This window comes from Tardiphaga sp. GW821-FHT12E02, from assembly GCF_058807155.1.
The window spans coordinates 4,258,195-4,276,563 of the sequence record NZ_JBXAQK010000001.1 but is presented as its reverse complement, the minus strand read 5'-3'; the positions used below and the strand labels follow the sequence as shown (position 1 = coordinate 4,276,563).

Sequence of the window (18,369 nt, the reverse complement as noted above, 5' to 3'; positions counted from 1 at the left end):
TCGTAACAAGGACGACAGTGACGAGCAGCCTCTGCCATGACGGTCGCGGGCCCCACGCTGCGGCCGTGTCATCCATGTTCGGCGTTGGCGGCGTCGGTGGGGTGATCGGATCTTGATGCATGATGCTCCTGCCTTGGAGCTCGATCGTCCGGCAAAACATGTCCGTTGTGCGGCGGTGGCCGAGGGCAGCTCTGGCACGATGCGGGCATCGTGCCAGAGAAGCCTTTACATCGGAGGCACGACGCCATTGGTGCCGGCGACCACATTGCCGGTGGAGAGCGTTCCGTCTGCTGCTTTTTGTGAGGGGACGAATACCGCCATGCCGGGCTTCAGGTCGCCTTGTGCGGCAGGGCCGAAGGTGACGACGGCCGTGTCTTCCGCCACCGAGATGACCTTTTCCTTGCCGTGAAACGTCACCGTGATGTTGCGGCCGTCCACGTCCTTGACGGCGTTGGAGACGGTGGCGTTGGTCATCGTGCTGTTGGGCTTCAGGTCCCAGGGATAGCTGCCTTCGCCGGTGCCTTTCATGGCGGCCGGGAAAATCAGAACTTCGAGGGCGCCGTCGCCACCGCGGGATTTGGGCAGCGAGGCGATGCCGACGAAGTCGCCGGGCTTGATGTCGTTGAGCGAGGCCTTGACCACGCCGGTGACTTTCCAGTTGTCGTTCAGCTTGATGGCGGTGGAATTGCCCTCGCGGGTCTTCACCGTCAGGCTGGATCCTTCGACGCGCTCGACCGTGCCGCGGACGCGAACCGTGTCGGCTGCGTGCGCGGCAGGAATGAGGGCTGAGCTGAGCAAGGCAATGCCCAGCCCGGTGACTGCCGCAGAAAACGCTTTCATGTTCGTCCTTTCACGTGCCGCTATGGCTTGTGCCAATAGCGTTACGTTCGGGGATCGCGATGATTACGCAGGGCCGGCATCACGACGGGGTGATCCGCCGGCATTCTGGTTCACGGATCCGCGTGCTGTCGCAAGACCACCCGCGCCGGTACAGGTTGCCGCCGGTGGTGATCCGGTCGATAAGCGGGGCGTACTGACACCAGCGAGCTTGAATTCTCCATGACAGATGCACGTTATTTCCCGGCTGCCGGCGGCTGGGACACCATCGATCCGCAGGCGGCCGGCTATGCACCGGACAGGCTCGCTGCAGCCGTTTACTTTGTGCAGGCGAATGAGACGCCGTGGCCGCGCGGCTTCTATTACGACGACGGCCGTTACGCGCCGAATGTGGACTGGAATGAAACGGGCCCATGGAGCGCGGTGCTGGGGCCAGTGAAGGAACGCGGCGGATCGGCGGGCCTGGTGCTGCAAAGCGGGCGCCTGTTGGCATCGTGGGGCGATATCGCGCGCGCGGATATGACCTTCTCCATCGCCAAGAGCTATCTCGCAACGCTGACGGGGCTTGCAGTGGATGACGGGCTGATCGGGGAGATTGACGAACCCGTCGCCAAGCGCGTGCCGGGACCGCTATTTGCGGATGCGCATAATGCTCCGATCACCTGGCGGCATCTGCTGCAGCAGACCAGCGAATGGCGCGGCGAGCTGTTCGGCAAACCGGACCAGATCGATCACAACCGCCTGGTCGCGCCGAATGCCGACAACAGCCGCAAGGGCGAGCTCCGCGAACTGCAGAAGCCGGGCGCGTTCTACGAATATAACGATGTGCGCGTGAACCTGCTGTCGCTCAGCCTGCTGCATCTGTTCAAGCGGCCACTGCCGGATGTGCTGCGTGACCGCATCATGAATCCGATCGGCGCCTCGCCGGACTGGAGCTGGGTCGGCTACGAGAATTCCTGGGTCGAGATCGATGGTGAGCGGATGCAGTCGGTGCCGGGCGGGGGCCATTGGGGTGGCGGCATGTTCATCGGCGCCGAGGACCATGCGCGCATTGGCCTGTTGATGGCACGCGGCGGTGAGTGGAACGGCAAGCGGCTGCTGTCGCAGAGCTGGATTGATGCGATGTGGACGCCGTCGGCGCTGCAGCCGAATTACGGGTTCCTGTGGTGGCTGAACCGCGGACCGCATGCCAACAAGGGCGCGCCGGAAACGGCCGTCTATGCGCTGGGTGCGGGCGGCAACATGATCTGGATCGATCGGGACTCCGACATGATCGCGGTTACGCGCTGGCTGCCGAGTGCCAAAGCGCCGGAATTTATCCGGCAGCTGATCGCGGCACGGGGTTGAAGCGTTTTCGGATGGAGACCACCGCCGTCCTCATGGTGAGGAGCGCGCCGATCGGCGCGCGTCTCGAACCATGGCGTTTATCGTCCATCCGTCGAGACGCCGCGCAAGCGCGCGGCTCCTCAGGATGAGGAGGAGTTCGTGGAGGCCCATCATTTCAACATGGGAATGCTCTGGGTGTCTCGTATCGAAGCAATGGCTTCACAAACAAAAACCCCGACGGCGCTTTCGCTCCGTCGGGGTTTTGCGTTGTGCTTGGCTGCCGCCGCTTACGCGACGCGCTTGATGGCGGCGCTGAGGATTTCCATCATGTCGTCGATATGGTTCTTCTCGACGGTCAGCGGCGGCGACATCGCAAAGGCGTCGCCGCTCTGGCGCAGATAGAGGCCGGTGTTGAAGCAATCCACCATGACCTCATAACCGCGTGCACCCGGCGCATCCTTGCGCGGGGCGAGTTCGACGGCGCCCATCAGGCCGCAATTGCGGATGTCGATGACATTCGGCAGGCCCTTCAGGGCATGCAGGCTGTCGCGCCAGTAGTCGGCCATCTTGGCGGCGCGGGTGAGCAGGCCTTCGTTCTTGTAGATGTCGAGGGTGGCGATGCCGGCGGCGCAGGCGACCGGATGGGCCGAATAGGTGTAGCCGTGGAACAGCTCGATCTGGCCTTCCGGGCCGTTCATCAACCCATCATAGACCTTGCGATGGGCGAACACGGCGCCGCAAGGCACGGTGCCGTTGGTGATGCCCTTGGCGGTGGTCATGATATCCGGCGTCACGCCGAAGAACTGCGACGCGAAAGGCGCGCCGAGGCGGCCGAAGCCGGTGATGACCTCGTCGAAGATCAGCAGGATGCCGTGCTTGGTGCAGAGCTCGCGCAGGCGCTGCAGATAGTTCTTCGGCGGCGGCAGCACGCCGGTGGAGCCGGGCACCGGCTCGATGATCACAGCCGCGATGGTGTCGGCGCCATGCAGCGCGACCATGCGCTCCACATCGTCGGCGAGTTCGGCGCCATGATCGGGCAGGTCTTTCGAGAAAGCGTTGCGGGCGAGATCATGGGTGTGGCGGATATGGTCGGTGCCGGGCAGCTGGGCCGAGGAGAAGGCGCGACGGTTGTTGACCATGCCGCCAACTGAAGTGCCGCCGAAACCGACGCCGTGATAGCCGCGCTCGCGGCCGATCAGGCGCGTGCGCGAGGCCTGGCCGTTGGCGCGGTGATAGGCCAGCGCGATCTTCAGCGCGGTGTCGCCGGACTCGGAGCCGGAATTGGTGAAGAAGATGCGGTCGAGGCCTTCGGGGGCGATCTCGGCAAGGCGGTTGGCGAATTCGAAGGCCAGCGGATGGCCCATCTGGAAGGCCGGCGCGAAATCGAGGGTGGAGAGCTGCTTCTCCACGGCGCTGGCGATCTCGGTGCGGCCATGGCCGGCATTGGTGCACCAGAGGCCGGCGGAGCCGTCGATGACCTTGCGGCCGTCTTCGGTGGTGTAATACATGCCCTTGGCCGACGAGAACATGCGCGGCGCCGCCTTGAACTGGCGGTTGGCCGTGAACGGCATCCAGAACGTGTCGAGTTGCAGGCTGTTCGGAATCTGATGGACGGTCACGGCGCGCTCCCAGGGTGATGTCAGGCTGATTTTCGCATCTGGATCATGTTCGTAACATTGCAACAAGTCCTTTTCTTGATCCGATCAAGCTGTTGATTTTGCTGAGCGGAGCGGGCCATATTTGCCGGATCCGCAACACCCGCAACAGGATTTGGGCGTGACCATCGATCTCGGCGAACGGCTGCGCTTCGTGCGCGGTCGCCACAAGCTGTCGCAGCGCGAGCTGGCCAAGCGCGCCGGCGTCACCAATTCGACCATCTCGCTGATCGAATCCAACCAGATGAATCCATCGGTCGGCGCGCTGAAGCGCATTCTCGACGGCATCCCGATGGGCCTCGCCGAATTCTTCGCCATCGAGCCGGACCGGCCGCGCAAGGCGTTCTATCGCGCGGATGAACTGACCGAGATCGGGAAGTCGCCGATCTCCTATCGCCAGGTCGGCGACAATCTATTTGGCCGCGCCTTGCAGATCCTGAAGGAGCGCTACGAGCCCGGCAGCGATACCGGCCGGGTGCCGCTGGTGCATGACGGCGAGGAGGGCGGCATCGTGATTGCGGGCCGGCTGGAAGTCATCGTCGATGACGAGCGCCGCATCCTCGATCCCGGCGATGCCTATTATTTCGAGAGCCGGCGCCCGCACAGGTTTCGCTGTGTGGGGACGAAGGCGTGCGAAGTGGTGAGCGCCTGCACGCCGCCGTCGTTCTAAGCGACCGCCGGTCTTCGCGGCCCTGACCGCGGCGTTCGTTGACCGCAGTCATGACCTCTTTGACGTTGAGGCGGCCTGGTCACAGACCGTTTGTGGGTGGTCGCCGGAGCGCGCATGGCCGCGTGATTCCACGGGCTGAAGCGTCAGCTCTTGGTGGCGTGCAATCGGGTGCCGGGGTCGAATTCCGCCGCGTGGCTGCCCGGAAATAGCGGCCAAATCGCAAATATCAGAATTCCTTCAGAAAAATATCGTTGTCCCATCAGGACTCTAGATGGGGGCATTGGTATCGGCGACCTGCCGCAATCCGCGGTTTTTGCGTCGGCGTGCATCACCACGCTCGCGCTGCGGCGCCAGGCAGAAGGCCTGTGGCACCCGGACCGATCGGAAGAACTGGACGACGAGATGGTGGTTCGATCGGCTGATGACCCCCGCAAGGATCGCGGCACGGACGCTGCCGATACCCGATTGGATCAACCACGGCAGATGGCCACGGATTTCGCAGATGCGAATGGAGATTTGAAGATGTCGCAAGGCTCGGGGCAGGGCGCGATGCATCTGGCAGGGTTTGTCGAGGACGAGCTGTCCCTGGACGATCTCGATCGCGTGGTCGGTGGTCGCAGCGCCGAGGGCGGCGAGCTGCATCTGATGTCCGAGGGCGGCGAAGGCGGCGGAGGCAACAATCCACCGGTCGTGCATCCTCCGGACAATCTCCCCAATCCGCTGCAGCAGATCGAAGATCAGGTCAGCAGCCACGCCATCACCGGCGAGCAGGCGATCTCCCAGATCGCCAGCCTGATCGGCAGCCAGCCCGACCACGCCATGCAGGCCATTGCCGGCGCAGAAATTGCGACGCTGATCGCGCGCGGTTTCATCGATGCGACGGCGGCCATGGCCGATCTGCATGAGGCTGTCACCCAGACCCATAGCCTGACCGGCGTGCAGGCGGCGGGCATCCTCGGTGGCGTGATCCAGGCGCAGTACACCATGCTCGGTGACTATCCCGCGCTCGCGCCAGCGGCTGCGACCGAGATCAGCAATCTGATCGGGGACCATGCGCTGACCGCGGATCAGGCGGTGACCACGTTCGCGGCGCTGGCCGGTCAGGACCAATACCTGAACTGGGGGCTGATGAACCAGATTGCCAACATGGCACAGCAATATGCGATGCCTGCGGCAGACATCGTGGCTGACGTCACCGCCGCGGTCGATGACCACGACCTGACGGGCTTGCAGGCGATTGCGGTGCTGACCGCCCTGACGACCTATCTGCCCCTGACGGGCACGGCGCCCTACGTGGACCTGGCCGGACACGCGATCGGTGATCTCGCCAGCACGCACAATATCGACCCCGACGATATCAGGACGGTGCTGAACGACAACATCTTCGGTACGGATACCCGTCTGCCGGGGCTTTTCCTGTCCATGGTCGAGGCGAATGAGGGCCTGGCGGAGATGGCCGGCGGCATCCTCGCCCAACGGATGGCGGGCGACATCTTCTCCTGGACGCCGGTGATGAACCAGTTCAAGGCGGCCGTCGCGGATTTCGGTATCGCATCCGACGACGCGATCGCTTTGCTGATCGGTGTCGCGCATGGCAACAGGACGGCATGGGCCGCCGAACTGATCGTGCAGCTCGTCGTACAGACCCACGTCTTCAGCATGACGGAGGTGATGACGGGCATCCACAATGGTGCCGCGACGACGGCGATGGCGGACGGGGCCGTGGCCCTGCTGTATGGCCTCGCGACCAATGGTGGCTATGGCCCGACCTTTGCGCCGACGGCCGAAGCCGAGCTGGTCGCATTGATCGAGAGTGGCAAGATCACCGCAGCTCAGGCAGCGACGGATCTGCTGGCCAATGCCACCGCAAGCCGATCGCTCGAAATGCTGATGATGGTCGGGACGGCCAATGTGCCCGATGCTGCTGATGCGGTCACCGCTGCAGTCCAGTCATTGGTATCGACCTATGGCGGCGTCGCCGTGGTTCATGGGCTGGTCGGGTTGGTCGGCGGTACCGCGTCGATCTATTATGATCCAGCCATCGGTCCGATCGTCTTCGATCAGGTCTCGGCGCTGGTGGCGTCCGGGGCGCTCACGGTGCACGAGGCGATCGAAACCCTCGCCGATGTCGCGACCTCGACCATACGCGCGAGCGGCCGGGAAGCGATCGCCGATGCCATCGTCGCGCTCGCTGCTGCGGCCGTGCCGCCGCTGAGTGCTGCGCAGATCATGGCTGACGTGATGACGGTTCGGCCGGCCGCCAGTTCCGACAACACGATCCTGCTGCTGGCCTTCCTGGCCGGCCACAATCACGATCTTGCCGCTGCGGCAGGTGGCGCCCTTGCCGGGATGCTCGATCCCAATGACTGGCCGGTGTCCCAGCCAAATTTCTTGGTCGGATCGGTCACCAACTGGATCGGCAGCCTTTCGACATTGTCGGTCGAAGCCGCGGTTGCGCTGCTCAGTGCAGCCGTCGGCAATGGGCAGACGGCGATCCCCGCGGATATCGCAGGTGCCGGATTGTCCTGGCTCGTCACCAACAAGAATATCGCGCCGGTTGCGATCACCGATGCGATCCACAACTCCACTGTCAGCGGCCTGACCACCGGTGCATTGGCGCTGGTGATGCTTGCGCATTTCGCATCGAGTGCGGGCTCGACGGCGCAGATCGCCATCAACAATGAGATCCGAGCGCTGGTGACCGGCACGACGCCGTTGCTTCAGCGCGGCCATGCGGTCGACATCCTCAATGACATCCGCGACGCCGCCCAGACTGCGAATAATGCTGCCTTCGTTGCCATTCTGGATTCCCAGCTCGCTGTTTTGGCCTCCGGCGATCCGGCGACCGCGATCTTCAACGGACTCAATTCGACGACGAACTTCGCCGATCTCGAAACCGCGGCCAGCCAGCTCGCCGCTTTGATCGCAAGCGGGGAGTCGCCCGTGACGTCGATCATGGCAAGCATCGATCTCGCTTATACGAATGCCGTCCTGACTGCACCGCAGGTCGCGCAATTGCTGATCAATATTGCCAGTCACGGCGATGCGGCCACGCAAACAGCGGCCGGTGCCGAATTCGCGAAGATCGTCGCCGACGCAGGCGTGGCCATCTTCGTACCGGCCGGCCAGATGACGCTGGATCTCTCCACCGCGATCTTGTCCTGCCTGGGCATCGGCCTTGGCGGCAAGCCGGAATCGGCGGCACCGACGGTCGCATATCCGATGAACGCGGATGCGGCACTCACTTTCGTCATCGGCGCGCTCGGCGCATCGACGACCACCGAACCCGTGCGCTCCGCGTTCTGGCTGGCGACGCAGACATTGCTCAATGGCAACTGGTCTGGCGTCCCGATCCTGTTCCAGCAAATGCCCTTGGCCATGAGCGGGACCGTCGCCGCGTCGATCAGCGACATCGCGTCCAGCCATGCGATGAGCGGAGCGGAGCTGATCCGCGCCGTGTTCGTGATGACGGGCCTGCCGCAGTTCAATGCGCCGCAGCAGCTGCAAAGCCTGATTGGCAACGCGCAGGTGTCGATGACGGATGTTCATTCTGCCATCGTGTCCGGCTGGTGGCAGTCCGATAACGCGATCCAGGTGCTGGCCGGGATATCATCGACTCCTGCCGTCATGACCGAGCTGCAGAGCCTGATCTCGGGCGGAACAGTGACCGCCGCGGACTTCGTCAACAGCCTGCATCTGGGGCTGCTCGCGGGCTGGAATGCGACGGCCGTCAGTGTCGAAAACTATGTGCGCGTGCTGTCCGCACTGGCGTCATCAAGCGATGCGGCCGTGCAGACGGCTGTCGTCAACGAACTCGCTACCGCGTTTCACAACGGTCAGATCAGCGTCAATAGTCTCGACGCGGTCCTGGACGCTGCCGGCGTCAATCAGGCATCGCTGGTGGAGCGGGTTCTGGTGGCCTATGACGGCTATGCGTTTGGGCCGCTGGTTTCGGTCGGCCTCATCACGCTTGATCACGCGCTCGTCGTCTTGCAGCAGGCGGGCGAACTTTACGATGCCGTCCTTCGTGCGGTCACTGCGAATACATATGACGTCGCGCTGTTGACTGCTGGTCTGGTCGAGATGCTGGCGCATGGCGATCTCGGCGCCGCCGCCGCGAAGCAGATCAGCCTGCAATTTGCCTATCAGGGCAATCTCGCGCTCGCCACCATGGCAGGCGCGCTTCTTGCGGCGGTGGTCGCGGATGGCAGCGTGACGGCCGGCCTGTTGCTGGACGAGGTGCGCCTTGCCGCCAACAAAAATGCGCATGTCCTGCAAGGCTCGGAAGGCATCGGCATCGTGCAGATGACCTACCTGCTGAACAGCTTCATCGCGCATAGCGATCCGTCCTCGGCCGTCGCCGCGGCCGAACTGGCGCGCACGCTGGCACATCCCACCTACGGCTTTTTCGCGTCGCCCGCCACGGCGTTTTCGTTCGTGATTGCTGCTGCCGCAAATTCGAATGCGAACACGCTGCCGCAACTCGCGAGCATGCTCAAAGGCATGATCGAGAACATCACGGTCGCGTTTGCAGACGTGACCGATGCGCTGGATGGCCTGCCGGCGACCACGGCGCTCGGACTCTATCTCAATATCGCCCAGCGATCGGTGACCAACGGCACGCTGCTGCATGATGCACTTGGCGAGATTTCCGCCATGGTTCCGGGTCGCATCTCGGCATCGGCTGCCGTGCTGGCCCTCAACGGCATGTTGAGCAACGCGGCCGGGATGCTCGACGCACCCACCTATGCGGTGTTGTCGCAGGCGGTGGGCGCGGAAATCAGCGCCATCGCCGCGGCGAATCCCGGCACCGACGTCCTGTCGGGCATCGCCGACGCCATCCGCAGCGGCACGCTGACGGGAGCGCAGGCCGCGCAATTGCTGCTCGGCATGATCACCGGCAACACCGTTCAGCCTGATGTCGCAGCCACGATCAATACGTTGATCGCGGATCACTTGATGACGGCCCAGCAACTCATTTTGTCCGCGCAGACGATCGGTCAGGCGACGTCGCAGACGGCAAGCGAGTTGCTCGACACGTATATCAAGCTCGCCGCCATCAGTCCCGCCGTGATGCTTGCTGCGGGCGCCATGATCGGATCGATGATTTATACCGGTGCGATCAACGGCGTGGTGGCGATCGGGGAAATCAATGGTGCCATCGGCAGCGTGCTGACGATCAACGAGGCAGTCGCGCTGTTCGCCAGCGTGGCCGCGACCCACGAAAGCCAGGTCGGGACGGTCAACAGCCCGATTGCGGCGCAGTTGTCCGTGCTTCTCAACGCCAATGTGTTGTCCGCGCAGCAGCTGCGTGATGCCGTCACCGGGGCTGTCCACGATGGCAGCGCGACCATAGAGCGCGCGTTCGCGCTCTATGCGATGCTGGCCAAGTCGTATCCGGAGCGCCACGACCTTGTCGTCGATGGGATGACCGATCTGTTGACGGCGAACCCAGGCGCACAGGGCATGAGCCCGTTCAGCGCCATTGGTGTCGCCTTCAGCGGTGCGGCGGATCTCGGAATCCCGCTCGCGCTGGACCTTGCCGTCAAGAATCTCACGACGCTTCAGCTGCCTTTTGCGAGTTTCATCGCGGGCCTGATTGTTCCCGATGGGTCGCCGGTCACCGCCGGCAAGATGCATGTGTCCGACGCCTTTGCCTTCATCCAGAATGCCTATGCGCAGGGCGTCATCACGCCGAATGCGCCGGGCACGATCACGGCGGCGCAGGAACTGAAACTGCTGGCAGGCCTGTTCGCCGCCGGCGCTGGACCGGGGACGGGCGCCAGCCTGTTGCCGCTGGTTCATGATGAACTCGTCGCGATGATCCGTGGCTTCAGGGTGAGCGACGTGGCGGTTGCGGCTGCGCTCGAAGCCGTCGGAGAAAGCAGCGCGCAAATCCAGGCGGCGGTGAATCTTGAGATCGACGCGCTCGAAGACGAGATCGGTCCGCAGATGCGGATCAATGTCGCGGCGGAAACCGGTGCCGACATGGCGACGGTCGGCAGCGAGCTGACCGCCATCATCGCGGCTGGCGGATCGAATGCCGAGCAGGTGATGAGCTTCATTGTCGCGGCGGTCACAGCCGGCAATCTCACCACCAGCCAGGCATTGACGATGATCACCTCGGCGCTGGCACATACGACGAGCAACGGAATCTATCTGGTCGGTTCGACCAATGCGACCAACTGGATCATGTCGTCCGTCTATGCGCTCGGCGTGTTGGCAGATCGTGGCCTGTCCGCGGATGCGATCGGCAGCGCGATCGAGGGCATCTCCGCCTATGGCAACGCGACGATCAGCCCGACCAATGGCGTCGCCATCCTCGCGGCGCTGGCGGCCCATGACGCGTTGCAGGACAGCGCAGCGACGCATATTGCCGGTATTCTCGCCAGCAACGGCCCGACCTTTACCATGTGGATGGCCGTCGGCGCTGTGGTGGACTCGATCTCGCTGGCATCGAATGGTCTGCATGCGGACGATGCGGCGCGTCTCTTGATCAAGGTGGCTGCTGCGATCGATACGCCTGCCGCCTTCAGCGAGATGGCGGCAATGCTCGGCAACCAGTCGGTGCCCACGCAGATCCCGCCGGCAACGGTGGTGGAGACGGTTGAGGTGCTGCTGCAGAGCGGCGCGCTGTCGGCGCAGCAGGCGTTGAGCTTTCTCGCGCCCTACGGCGTCCTCGCGCCATCAGCCGCCGGACATGCGATCGGTGATCTGATCGCGAACCATCAGATCACGATAGCCGCCTTTGCAGCTGTGGTTCATGGTGGCCTGTTTCAGACCTCCACGGCGATCGACGGCAGCACGCCGGCGAGCCTGCGCGGAACCGGCGAAATCCATTTCAGCACCGCGATCACCCTGCTTGCTGCGATGACGAGCCGGACCGCGGACGCGATCGACATGTTGATCACCATCGTCACGGCAGACACGACATCGGTGTGGTCGATCATCGAGACGGCGCTCACGACTGCCGCAACGGGGCCGCTGTCGGCACAGGAAGCGGTCAGGGCGCTGACCCTCCTGGCGCTGAATCCGGCTGCGTCGCTCGCCTTCGGCGGCAACTTTGCTGCACGGGTCGCCAGTGACGTCAACACGCTCGTCATCGCCAACGCGATCACCACGGCGGGCGCCATCGCTCAGATCGTTTCGATCGGAACACAGAGCGAGGAACTCGCCGACATTGCTGTTCAGGTTGTGAAGGGGCTGATCGGAAATGGTCCGGCGACCGGGCCGGACGCCATCATCGGCGCCATCGGCTATGGCATCACGGCAGTGCAGGCCATCGACCTGCTTACCCAACTCAGCACGACCACATCGGTCAATCTGCTGTCGCATATACGCACCGACTTCGCCTATCTGATCTCCAGCGGCATGCTGACGGGGGCGGAGGTGCTCGGTGCCCTGCATGATGCATGCATCGACCATGGTCTCGGCGTCGCCCAGGAAATGGCGCTGCTGGCCGGCATCTATTCCGACGGCAATGGCAATGCTGCCGTGGAAGCGGCGGTGGCGCACCAGATCGATGCGCTGATCACGAACGGCCGTCTCACACTGGCGCAGGCGATCGACGCCATTGCGCTGGCGACCTATGCGTTAAGCTCGACCTTTCCTACGGTGTTCCAGGACCAAGCGAGCTACCTTGCCGGTGGCCTGCAGAGCGGCGACGCCGCAGCATTGCTGGCGCGGATCGCAACCATCAGCAGCAATCCGACTGCGCTCGCGACCGTGGCTGACGCCATCGCAAGCCTGGTTGCCGGCAACAAACTCGATCTCACCGCGGCTATCAGCGGTATCGATGCCACGGTTGCGACAGGCACGCTCGACGCGGCCAGGACGGTGGCGCTGCTCGCCAACATCCCGCTCACCGCGTCCGACGTTATTCATACGGCTGTTGGCGGCGAGATCGCCGCTCTGGTCGCAGCCCATCGCCTGACCATCGATCAGGCGGTCGCCACGCTGGTCGCGATGGCGCATCAGGGCAGCGTGACGCAGCAGATCCAGGCGGGTGCAGCGCTCGGCCTCGCCATCGCGCAGAACGCGACCGATCTGCCGAGTGCAATCAGCGGCGTCCTTGCGGCCGTGCAGGCCCAGGCCCTGACTGCGAGCCAGGCCGTCGCGCTGCTGGCGGGCATGACTGCCAATACGGGTGCGGGCGTCACCGCGGCAATCGGCAATGCGATTTCGGCGCTGATCGGGCAGGGCATCTCTGAGGCGAACGCCATGTCGCTGCTGATGACGGTCGCGGGATGCGGCATGGCCGCGATCGAGACCGGCGCTGCGGCCATCATGATTGGTCTGACGACCGATGGTGGATTGGTCACTCAGGCCGTCGATGCGGCATTCACGAGTGGCGCGCTGTCGGCGGTTGCAGCTATCAGGCTGTTGCTTGGCCTCGCCGATAACGGGGACACAGCGACGCAAGCGGCTGCGGGTCTGGTGGTCGGACGTATCGTGCAAGTGACCGGATCGACATCGGCGCTCGCGGTTCAGCTTGCCGCCTCGACATTGTCACAAAGCGAGGCCGTCGTGTTGCTGACCGGCGCGATCGCCGGTGCCAGTACATCGGCGCTGCAGACGCAGATGGCGGCGCTGATACAGACGCAGGTGACCAACGCGGCGATCACGATCGCGCAGGTTCTTGCTGTGATCGACGGCGCGGTCGGTCACGGGCTGAATGCGGCGCAAGTACTGACCGCGCTCGTGCATCTCGAAGAAGCGGGCGACAGCGCGATGCGGGTCGCCATCCTCGCGCAGGTGGCTGCGCTTGTCACCAATCACCATATTGACGCTGCTGGTGCGGCGTCGGCCTTGCTCGCCGCTGCGCACCATGGTTCGACTGCACTGCAGAGCCTGGTCGGCGGCATGCTCGCCACGCTGGCGGATCGTGGCCTGTTGACCGATCAGCAAGTGTCGGAGGCCATCAGCACGGCGACATCGCTTGCGACGTCCGAAAAGCTCGGCGTTCTCATCGGCATGTCGGTGAACGGCAGCGCTGCGGCGCAGGCTGCCTCCGGTGTGGGCATTTTGACGCTGGTGCATAGCGGGCAGGTTGATGCGCAAGCCGTGGCTGCGCTGATCGACAACGCGGCGCGACAGAACGTGATCAGTCCGGAGCGCGCGCTCCAGGTGGCGCTGAATATTGCCGCCGCGGCGACCGCCGACATCGGTGCTGGCGCGACCGGGCTGGCGCTCGCGCTTGATAAATACACGCGTAGCCAGATGCTTGGCGAGGTCGTGTTGGTGACGACGTCGCTCATGACGAATGGCGGTAGTGTGCAGGCGACGCTGCTCGCCATGGCGGGCCACTCGGTGACGATGGCCGAAACCGTTGGTCGCGCCTTGGCAGCGATGTGGGCGGCTGACCAGACAACAGCGAGCCCGGTCGTACGCAGCTTCACGGCCTGGGTGCCGCTTCTGGCTGATGCTGTCGCCAATCAAGTCATGTCGCGCGAGGAAGCACTGACGTTCGCGCTGGCAGGTTCGATTGGAGACTATGCCCAGACCCTGATGACGGGGCTTGTGCGGGCCGGCGTATTGACGGCGGTGGAGGCAGTTCAGGTTCTGGCGTCAGCTGCAGTCCGCTATGGTTTCGGCGACGGTGCCAATCCCGAGCTGGCTTACAACGGCATCACGGGACCCGATCCCGAACTGGCGAATACAGCAATCCGCCAATTGCAGGCACTGATGACCGGCGCGAATAGCATGCCGGCCCTGATCAGCCCGGCCGCGGCGATGAACGAGATCGTGTCGTTGGCGACAGCTCATGCATTGAGTGGCCAGCAGGCCGCCTCGCTGATCGCCAATCTCGTCGGCCGGCTTGCAGTCAGCGACGCGCTCGTGGCTGCCAGCGCCATCGGTGCCCTCGTCACGCAACAACTGATCGTCAATGAATCGGCGATGCATGCGGTCGCCTGGGCGGTTGGCGCGACCAGCGGCCTGACGCAGGGGCAGGCCAACCTGATCTATGCGTCCATGGCGCTGAGCAGCGACCCTGCTGTACAGCAGATCGCCGTGTGGACGTTCAACTTCGGTGATGGGCGGCTCGCACAGGCATTCCATGGGGTGACCACCAATCCGATATTCACGTCGGATCAGGCGCTGGCCATCATCACGACCATCGCAGCGGGTCTGACGATGTCGGGATTGCAGAATGATGCGGTGGTCGCCAGCGCACTTTCGGGCGAAATTCTGGCGATGGTGACGGCGCACCAGATCACCGCGGACCGTGCAGTGATCGTCCTCAGTGGCCTGGCCGCGACGTCGGTTGCGCATCTCGGCTATCTCGGTACCGAACTCAATGTGCTGATCAGCGCGAATGTGATTTCGTTTGCGCAGGTCGTGACCATCCTGACCGGTTCGGCCCTGAGTGCCGATCAGATCGTCACTGCCTTGGTTGGCCTGGCCTCGGCCAATACGGCGATGGATGCGCAGGTGTTGAACCAGATCGGTTCGATGATCCGATCCGGCGCCATTGGTGCGTCGCAGGCCATGGATGATGTCGCGCATGCCCCGTTTGCCATTGCGCTACGCTTGCTCACCGGCTTCGCCACGGAGGGCACGGCGATCATCGACGCTGCGGCAACGGCTTTGGCAGGATTACTGAGCCAGCCGATCGGGGCCAACAATATCCATAATTTCTACGCGCTTGCATTGGCCAATCTGACGCCTGTCGCGGCGGCCGGCTGGATCGCGAGTGTCGGCGCGCATGGCGATGCCGCTGTACAAAGCTATGTGGATAGCCGTTTGCGCAACGACGTGCAGTATAACGGCGGTCTGTCCGCCGCGACCAATATGTCGACCCTGCTCACCAGGTATCTAATCGAGTTCGCGCCGACCGCGCTGGTGCAATATTACATCGGCCAGATCATCGGGCGGATGATCAATCCAGCGATGCTCGAGTCATTCAACTCGCTGGTTCCGCCAGCGATACTGGCACGCGAAGTCATGTCGACGGTGGACCGTGCCATCAAAGGCACCGAATCGTGGAAGGATGCCGTCACGACACCGGGCTCGCGGCCGGAAGACCAGAAGACCGTGTCATCGAATACCGCAGCCCTCACTCTGCTAGGCCTTGTCAATGCCACCACGAACGCCAGCGCGCAGGCTGCCGCGGATGCAGACCTCAAGCTGCTCTCGAGCAGTATTGACGGTCAACTCCTGACGGCTATCGCGCAAGTGATGGCGCCGCAGCAGGCGCTCACGCAGTTCGTGACCATGCTGCAGAATGGATGGGTCAGTGTTGGACTGGTCGGCGAACAGCTCGCCGACATGGTGGCCCATGGTTCGCTGACGGCGCAGCAGGTGCTCGATGCGCTTGCGCCGCTCGATGCCAACCAGCAGCTCGCGGTCGTGACGAATATTCTCGCACATAACGGCACGACCGAATCCGCCTTCGTCTCCAGCTTCGCCGCGCTGACCTTGCTGGTTTGGGGCGTTGCGCCGACGTCGCAGGTCTACACGGCCATGCATGACGCGCTGACGCAGGTGGTGCCGGACTTTGTCGGTCTTGTGCGTGGTACGACCTCGGCAGCAAATGCCATCAACGACATCAAGGCGATCGCCACCAGCACGGGCGTGTCCGTCGATCTCCTGCTGCTGTCGGTCTATCAGAGCGTCGCGCAAAACATCGATACCAAAGGCTTGCCAGTGTCGAGCAATGCGGCGCTGACGGCGATCGGCACCGAGATCTACAATCACATCGTCAATGGCTCGGCCGCACATGCCGTGGCGGAGATTGTGCTCGGCGGCTCGCTTTCGCTGGCGGACGCGGCGGGGTTGATGCGCGAGCTGGGAACGACCGCTACCATCCCTCCCACTGCGACGGCCCTGGCGGTGATGAACGGGGAGATGTCCGTCTGGTATGCCGACGCGCATTTCCCCGGCTGGAACACCACCTGGCAGCAAGAGGCTTTCACGATCACCAATGCGGTCGGCATGATGCAGGCCGAAGTGGCGTCGGCGCAGGCGATTGAAGCCGTCCTCAGCGGTCACATGACCGGCGACGAGGCGGTCGACGCCATCCTTCGCGCTGGCGGCGGCTCCGAATATGCAAAGGACATGGGCCTGCTGGCGCTGGCGCACGGGCTCGAAGGCCATGCCGCCGGCGATGCGGCGCTGGATGCGGTGCGCGCCGAGATCGGCAGCCGCATCAGCGGCGAGTCCACCGCGGACTCGCTGGTCACGATGGCGTCCCGTGGCTGGCTGTCGGCGGCCGATGCTGTCGAGATGCTGCGCGACCAGATCGCGGTTGCGACCGAAGGCCTTCCGGCCACCGAGGCGTCGATCCTCGAATGCATCGCGCTGGCACGTCTCGACCTGTCGGCGAGCGGACAGATAGATCCGCATGCGACGCCCGAACAGATCATGATGCATGGCGGGCCGACATCGTCGGGAATCCAGCAACTGCTCGAAACCGCGGATGCGGCCAAGCTGCTCACCGGCCTCGGCGCGCTGCAGGTCGCGGGTGGTGCCACGTCCTATGATCTCGGTGCCGGCCTCGCGCTGGCGCAGCACGTCACGCAGGTGCTGGTCGACCAGATGATGGCGGAGCACGCGCGGGCCGGCACGTCGCCGTCCGGCAGCGGTAGCAGCATCGATATTTTCGCCAATATGCCGCCGGCCGTACAGCAGATCATCATGTGCGCGGAGATGGCGAGCCAGTATTTCACCATCGGCCTCAGCTACGCGCCGGTGGCGCTGGACGCCATCGAGCGCGCCTGGGCGCCCGCCCGCGACATCCATTATCTCACCAGCGATCCCGCGAGCGTTCAGAAGTGGGTGGATCTCGGCGTCGATCTTGCGGTCGGCGGCGTGCCCGCAGCTGGCATCTTCAATGCGGCGGGTGCCGGCCTGCCGGGCTGGGCCAGCGGCCTTCAGTCGGCGATGCTGAACGAAGCCTTTGGCGCCGGTGCGGGCGGCGTCTTTACCGGCGTCACCATCGCCAGCAATGTCGCCGTCATCGTGCTCGGCATTCCCGCCGTGCAGAACGGCATGCATGACGGCGGCATGACGCTGGCGACGATGCAGACACTGGCCAATACGTGTTCGCTGATCAGCGGCATCATCTCGGGCAGCGTGCATGCCGCGGCGAACACCGTGCTGAACCTAGCGGAAGGAACCTTCGATACGTTCAAGGCCGCGGTGACCGGCGGCGATGTCGGCGCGGCTGCGGAGGAGCTCGGCCGCGAGCTGTTCCAGCACGTCACCGGCTTCAGCCTCGACGGCATTTCCGGTGTGGGCGAGGCGGCGGGGCGAGCTTTCGTCGATCTGATGTCCGGCAATCCGGATAATCTCGCGGACGATGCCCGCGCGCTCGGCCAGGCGGCGCTGGACATGCTGGAATCCAACAAGCTGGTTCAAGTCGTCGATGCCCAGTTCGACAAATTCCTCGACAAGATGGCGGAAACACTCCGCCTCGATGCCGAGGCCGCGCTGATGGCCATGTGGCTCATGGGTCTCACCTTCTGAGGCCGTTTCAACCCGATGACACGATAAGGAAGCAGACATGTCGGACACGACGAAGACAAACGGCGCGGATGCGGCCCAGCAGCCGCCAACGCGCGATTCAGCCATTCACGGCCTGTCCATGGTCTTTGGCGACTCGGTGAAGCATCTCGCCCACATGGCGGATGCGCAGCAGGTCGCGATCATGTCGATGACGGCGGTTCTGGCGATGCTGCCTGGCACAGCGCAGATCGATGCGACCCGGCTCGCGGTGATCGTGCAGGCGCTGACCAAGGGCCGCAAGGATGCCGACCAGATGCGCGAGCGCGTCGCGACCTATGTGTCGATGATCGTCAGTCTCGCAAACAAGCTGCCCGAGGTGGTGGAGAAGGTCGAGGCCGAGAAGGCCAAGACAGTCAAGTCAAACTGAGTTTCGGG

The 18,369-nt window shown here is 64.0% G+C and carries 6 protein-coding genes; 4 read left to right on the top strand and 2 right to left on the bottom strand.

Annotated features, from left to right (window positions below):
- Nucleotides 1-225 precede the first annotated feature (225 nt).
- Entirely contained in the window at nucleotides 226-840 is a 615-nt protein-coding gene (locus AC1RQ5_RS20230) for a hypothetical protein (protein ID WP_493201276.1), read from the bottom strand.
- A 219-nt stretch (nucleotides 841-1,059) separates the two neighbouring features.
- Here AC1RQ5_RS20230 and AC1RQ5_RS20225 point away from each other — a divergent pair, with 219 nt between their 5' ends.
- Nucleotides 1,060-2,184, top strand: coding sequence for a serine hydrolase domain-containing protein (locus AC1RQ5_RS20225; protein ID WP_493201274.1), 1,125 nt, complete (start codon nucleotides 1,060-1,062; stop codon nucleotides 2,182-2,184).
- 266 nt (nucleotides 2,185-2,450) lie between these two features.
- Here AC1RQ5_RS20225 and aptA read toward each other — a convergent pair whose 3' ends face one another.
- Entirely contained in the window at nucleotides 2,451-3,782 is a 1,332-nt protein-coding gene (gene aptA, locus AC1RQ5_RS20220; protein ID WP_493201272.1) for an omega-aminotransferase AptA, read from the bottom strand.
- Nucleotides 3,783-3,939: 157 nt separating this feature from the next.
- Between aptA and AC1RQ5_RS20215 the strand changes: the two genes are divergently transcribed.
- From AC1RQ5_RS20215 to AC1RQ5_RS20205, 3 genes are all read left to right on the top strand, one after another.
- Nucleotides 3,940-4,488 carry a cupin domain-containing protein gene (locus AC1RQ5_RS20215; RefSeq protein ID WP_398480633.1) on the top strand — a complete coding sequence of 183 codons (549 nt, stop codon included), beginning with the start codon at nucleotides 3,940-3,942 and terminating at the stop codon, nucleotides 4,486-4,488.
- 522 nt (nucleotides 4,489-5,010) lie between these two features.
- A complete protein-coding gene (locus AC1RQ5_RS20210; RefSeq protein ID WP_493201269.1) occupies nucleotides 5,011-17,955 on the top strand; it encodes a hypothetical protein in 12,945 nt (4,314 codons plus the stop codon).
- 37 nt (nucleotides 17,956-17,992) lie between these two features.
- A complete protein-coding gene (locus tag AC1RQ5_RS20205) occupies nucleotides 17,993-18,361 on the top strand; it encodes a hypothetical protein (protein ID WP_398480639.1) in 369 nt (122 codons plus the stop codon).
- Nucleotides 18,362-18,369: the final 8 nt, after the last annotated feature.

What these genes read in the sequence shown, in the direction of transcription:
- AC1RQ5_RS20225 (WP_493201274.1), top strand. Translation starts at nt 1,060, where the DNA reads ATGACAGATGCACGTTATTTCCCGGCTGCCGGCGGCTGGGACACCATC.
- AC1RQ5_RS20210 (WP_493201269.1), top strand. Translation starts at nt 5,011, where the DNA reads ATGTCGCAAGGCTCGGGGCAGGGCGCGATGCATCTGGCAGGGTTTGTC.
- AC1RQ5_RS20230 (WP_493201276.1), bottom strand. Translation starts at nt 840, where the DNA reads ATGAAAGCGTTTTCTGCGGCAGTCACCGGGCTGGGCATTGCCTTGCTC.
- AC1RQ5_RS20205 (WP_398480639.1), top strand. Translation starts at nt 17,993, where the DNA reads ATGTCGGACACGACGAAGACAAACGGCGCGGATGCGGCCCAGCAGCCG.